Below are 2,128 nucleotides of genomic sequence, written 5' to 3'. Positions count from 1 at the left end.
AAATAAGCAGAAAGAGAAAGTTTATATATTTGGCTTTATTCACTATTTGGCAATTAACCGAATGTTAAGCAAAAATACGCTTAAGTTTATTAAATCCTTGCACCAGAAAAAATTCCGGAAACAGGAAAATGCTTTTTTTGTAGAAGGTGGCAAAAATGTAACGGAATTGTTGACTTCAAATTTTCAGGTCAGTCATCTTTTGTTTACTCCCAAATTTGCCGAAGAAAATCAAGCTATCATCAATAAATTCAATGGAGAGACTTTTGAAGTAAACCAAAAAACACTGGAGTCCTTAGGTTCCTTTCAAACCAATGATGCGGCTTTGGCTGTAGCGGCAATAAGATCCAATGAATATATTGAATTAGGATCAAATGAATGGGGCATTGCACTTGATGATGTGAGGGATCCAGGAAATTTGGGGACAATCATCAGAGTTTCAGACTGGTACGGAATCAACAAAATCATCCTTTCCTTGGAATCAGCTGATTATTACAACCCGAAAGTACTCCATGCCAGTATGGGCAGTTTTACTAGGGTCAATATATTTTATACAGACCTGAAGCATTATCTAACATCTTCTAATCTTCCAGTTTACGGAGCATTCCTGGAAGGGGAAAATATCTACCAGCAAAACTTTGAAGAATCTGGAATCATTCTAATGGGAAACGAGTCAAAAGGTATTTCACCAGATCTGGAAATGTTGGTAAAACAAAAAATTACGATTCCAAGATTCGGTGAGGCTGAATCCCTCAATGTAGCTGTTGCTACAGCTGTTATCTGTGACAATGTAAGGAGACGATCTTTTCTTAACTCTCAAAAGCCACTTTAAATTATGTCCAAGTTTAGAGAAACACTGAAAAGGGCCGGACTGAACACATTTTTCTTTTTGTTGGTCGGAATGATTTTTTTGGCAAAACTCTTTCCGGAGTGGGGGACAGCAGAAAGCCCGTTACCTCTCAAGACCATTACAGGTGCAGGTATTTCCTTTATTTTCTTTTTTTATGGAGTCAAACTGAGTCCACAAAAATTGAAAGAAGGCCTTTCCAATTGGAAATTACATCTCTTCGTCCAATCGACAACGTTTTTGATATTTCCATTGATCATATTGGTCCTTTATTCCATTTGGGGCAGTGAGGACAGTTACCTTTGGTTAGGTACTTTTTATTTAGCTGCTTTACCTTCCACTGTTTCCTCATCGGTGGTGATGGTCAGTATTGCTGGAGGAAACCTTCCTGCAGCGATTTTTAATGCCAGTATTTCCAGTATGGTAGGGATATTTATCACCCCGCTGTGGATGGATTTGATATTGCCTGAATCAGCAGTGGGATTTGACCTTACTGATACTTTTATCAAATTGAGTCTGCAGGTTTTATTGCCTGTGATACTTGGATTACTGGTACATCCCTATTTAATTAAGTTTGTAAATAGGTACCAGGTTGCACTCAAAAACTTTGATCAGGCGATTATTTTACTGATTGTTTTCACAGCTTTTGCGGAGTCATTTGCTGAGAATATGTTCGAAGGACAAAGTGTAGGTGAATTAATTTGGTTAGGATTTTTGATGTTGGGATTTTTCTTTATGATGATGGGCTTGATGTACATGGTTTCAAGGTTTTTTAACTTTTCAAGAGAAGACATGATCACCTTGGTTTTCTGTGGGAGTAAAAAATCACTTGTACAAGGTGCAGTCATGGGCAGGGTAATGTTTCCTGATCCAGTTGTTTTTGGTGTTATTCTTTTACCGCTAATGGTGTACCATTCCTTACAGTTGATGGCAGGTTCGGCTATTGCGCAGAAGTTGGGGGAAGGGAAGGCTTGAGACGTGAGATTTGAGATTTTAGAAACAAGAGACAAGATGCGAGAGGTGAGTTTGAGGGATGAAGGTGGTGGCGTCATTGGTAGTCCTCAACATTGTAAATGTTCAGAATAGTTAATGACATCAAGTTACTCGCTAGGCAGCCGTCACCCTGAGGTACGAAGGATCTCCAGAAGTCCTATTTATGTTTATTTAATCATTTGCTGATCCTCATGAGATGCCCCGAATCACGATAATTATCGGGACGGGACAGGCTTTCCTTCGTCGGTCGTGTACTGAAATAGGTTGACACAATTTAATTAAAAATTGTAA

At 38.8% G+C, this 2,128-nt stretch carries 2 protein-coding genes; both read left to right on the top strand.

The window, feature by feature from the left end:
* Positions 1 to 61 precede the first annotated feature (61 nt).
* Positions 62 to 829, top strand: a complete 768-nt coding sequence (locus ACEW8U_RS04965; protein WP_373520932.1) for a TrmH family RNA methyltransferase — start codon at positions 62 to 64, stop codon at positions 827 to 829.
* Positions 830 to 832: 3 nt separating this feature from the next.
* Complete coding sequence (locus tag ACEW8U_RS04960) at positions 833 to 1,819, top strand: bile acid:sodium symporter family protein (protein ID WP_373520931.1); 987 nt, start codon at positions 833 to 835, stop codon at positions 1,817 to 1,819.
* Positions 1,820 to 2,128: the final 309 nt, after the last annotated feature.

Origin of the sequence: Aquiflexum sp. (genome assembly GCF_041751335.1) — a bacterium.
GTDB lineage: Bacteria > Bacteroidota > Bacteroidia > Cytophagales > Cyclobacteriaceae > Aquiflexum.
Note: the sequence above shows the minus strand (reverse complement) of the source record. Positions and strands in the feature narration are given on the sequence as shown.